Raw genomic sequence first — 2,811 nt, forward strand, 5'->3', positions numbered from 1 at the left:
CCGAGCGGAACTACAATGCCAACGGCACGATCCGGGACGGCATCGTCAACCCGCAGATCGCGGGCAACCCGAACAACCTGCCGTGTGACCTGCTCAACTTCACCGCCGTTGGGGGGGCCCCGCACTGGTTCGGTGGCCGCCACACTCTCGGGGTCGGTGACGACTACATCAGCGGTAGCGACGCTCTCATCGTCACGCTCGGGGCCGGTCTCGCCGGTCGCACGGCGACGTCGGCAGTGGCGAACCTGAGTGGAACCGCTCCGGCGGCCACGGTCCAGCCGCTGCTCAACGGTGTGGAGGTGGGCTCGCCGCAGACGGTCACGTTGGGTAACGCCCGCTCGATCAGCGCCGGGGGCGCGCCGTTCAACGGCCTGCGGTTCAGCGCCGCCACCGGCACCGTGGCGATCACGGGCACTCCCGGACGGCCCCGCGAAGCGGTGCAATTCATCCTGAACTGACGCGCGGCTGTCGCTCTCAGCTCCAGGCGAGGGGCCGTCCCAATCGGGGCGGCCCTTCGTTGCAGGGAGAAGGTGCCTCGGCGGGAATGCGGGAACGACCGTGCCCGTGGGCTTCCCTCACAGGCAACACGCGGCCAACACGTGCCATGCGTAACGGGCCAACCTGCGGGTTGCCCTGAGCGGACGAGGCCACGCGTCGAGTGGCCTCGCGCCTGCGGCCGGATTCATCCGGACGCATTCCACCAACTGCGCGCCGTGGAGACCGGTTGGTGTTGGCACAGGTGTCCGTTCGTATTGCCGCGGTCCGTTGTTGCCGCACCATCGCGCCGGTGAGTGCGACGCCCTGCATCCGGTGAGCACGGGCTCTGCGAGAACATGCCCAGGCGGCGGTGCGTGATGCCTCCAGCGTCCACAACCCCGCTCCACAACATGGGGCATCGCCGTCCTCTCGCTCCGCCTCCTGCGCCACCGCGGCGCCGGGCGAGCGTCCCGGTAAACACCGACGGCGCTGCAGTCGCCACGGCGGTCACCGTATTGCGCCGACGCGCGTCCGGCGCGAGGATGATGGGCGCGCGCCACCCGGTGGTCGCCCACCCCCTTCACCCAGACTCCGAGGCCGGTTTCCGCCCATGCCCCTCCCCGCAGCCTGCCGGCGTATCGCCTTCCCCATCGCCCCGCTCGGCGCCGCCCTCGCGCTCCTCGCCGCGGGCTGTTCCAGTGACCCCGCGGCACCGCCCCCCGTCCTGACGGTCCAAGCCGCCCCGGCCACGCTGTCCGTGCTGCCCGGCGCGACCGGGCAGGCGACCGTCACCGTGAGCCGCAGCGCCCCTTCAGCGGGCACCGTCACCCTCGACGCAGCAGCGCTCCCGGCGGGGGTCACCGCAGCCTTCGCCCCTGCGGTGCTCACGGCAAGTCAGACCACCAGTACGCTCACCCTAACGGTGGCGGCCGGCGCGACGGCGGGACAGTTCCCGGTCACGGTCCGGGCCACGAGCGCCACGGCGACCGCGGGGAGCGCCACCATCCCGCTCACCGTCCTGCCACCAGCGAGCGTCGGACTCGCGGCGACGGTGCCGACCGCCGCGATCGCGGGCCTGTCCACCGCCGCCGGCACGTCGAGCACCATTACCCTCACGCGCAGCACCGGCTTCACGGCGCCCGTGGAGCTCACGGTCCAAAACGTGCCGGCCGGCTGGACCATTACGGTGGCCCCCACGACCGTCCCGACCGGCACAACCTCGGCCTCGGTGTCGATCAGCATTCCCGCCCGCACCGCGGCGGGAAGCTACACCTTCACCGTGCGCGGACGGGCGACCGGCGCACCAGACGCAACGGTCGTCATCACGCAGGCCGTGAACTGACGCCGGTACGGGCACCCCGCGGAAGGCCACGCCCGGTGCCGGTCGTGGCCAGCCCCGGCTGTGGGGGTCCCGCTTCAACCTGCCCGAGGTGGACCATGTGGGACCGACCGCTCGCCGCTGCCGTGCGTCGCTTCGCCGCCGCTGGTCTGCGTGGCGCCCTGCTGCTGGCCGCGCAATCGATCGGCGCCGAACCGCTCGCGGCCCAGCGGCGACCCGACACGACCGGGGCTGTCGCGATCCGAAAGACCGCGACCGTGGAGCCGGACTGCGCCCCGTGGGACGGCGCCGCCCTGGCCTTCTGGATTCCGACGGAGCGTCTCGGCGGTCCGCGAAATGGCTGGCTCTCCCTCCGGCTCTGGCTCCCGCCGACCCGCGCCGCCGGTCGGTACGATTTCCCCGACACCACGGACCGGATCGGCCGCGTGGTCCATTTCGTCGGCCTCACGTCGCCGAAGGCGATCGACTGGGCGACGCAGCCGCGCGAGGAGCTCCGTGGCGTCGTGCAGGTGGATCGCGTGGACACGAACCACCCCGTGCGGCTCGACCTCGACTTCACAGCCGTGACCGGCACCCGACTCACCGGACAGATCGAGGCGCAGTGGATCGGCGCGCGGATCGTTTGCATCTGACGGCACTCCCATGCGGCCCTGGCCCGGCGCCGACGGCCTCAACCGATCCGTCTCCCCGCGAGGGCGGCAGATCGTGAACGTGAACGACCGCACAGGCCTTCGGCAACTCGGTACCGGATTCCTTGTCGGGCTCGGTCTCGTCGATGGGATCCTCGGGGCGACGATCGCTTACGGCACCTTCGAGGCGCAACAGGCCGGGCCGCTTCGCGACGGGATCGCTCGCACCGGGGCGTCGATCCTCGGGGGCGTGGGGCCATCGATCACGCACCTGTGGGCGCTCATCTGGCTGCCGGCCTTCTGCGGGACCCTCGCGCTGCTCCCCATCCTGCTGGCCTATCTGGTCCGCCAACAGGCCGCGCCGCC

The 2,811-nt window shown here is 72.0% G+C and carries 4 protein-coding genes; all 4 read left to right on the plus strand.

Going from position 1 to position 2,811, the window contains the following annotated elements:
* On the plus strand, window positions 1-458 hold a 458-nt coding region (locus LW840_RS16560), incomplete at its 5' end, for a hypothetical protein (protein WP_291277407.1).
* A 629-nt stretch (window positions 459-1,087) separates the two neighbouring features.
* Window positions 1,088-1,819, plus strand: a complete 732-nt coding sequence (locus LW840_RS16565) for a hypothetical protein (protein ID WP_291267867.1) — start codon at window positions 1,088-1,090, stop codon at window positions 1,817-1,819.
* Between the two features lie 122 nt (window positions 1,820-1,941).
* Window positions 1,942-2,448: a hypothetical protein gene (locus LW840_RS16570; RefSeq protein ID WP_291277408.1), complete on the plus strand. Its 507-nt coding sequence runs from the start codon at window positions 1,942-1,944 to the stop codon at window positions 2,446-2,448.
* 79 nt (window positions 2,449-2,527) lie between these two features.
* Window positions 2,528-2,811: hypothetical protein (locus LW840_RS16575; protein ID WP_291277409.1), on the plus strand; the 284-nt coding region annotated here is incomplete at its 3' end.

The organism is Gemmatimonas sp. (assembly GCF_021298855.1).
GTDB lineage: Bacteria > Gemmatimonadota > Gemmatimonadetes > Gemmatimonadales > Gemmatimonadaceae > Gemmatimonas.

Bases quoted from the DNA above. Each gene is read 5' to 3' on its own strand.
- LW840_RS16565 (WP_291267867.1), top strand. From the start codon at position 1,088: ATGCCCCTCCCCGCAGCCTGCCGGCGTATCGCCTTCCCCATCGCCCCG.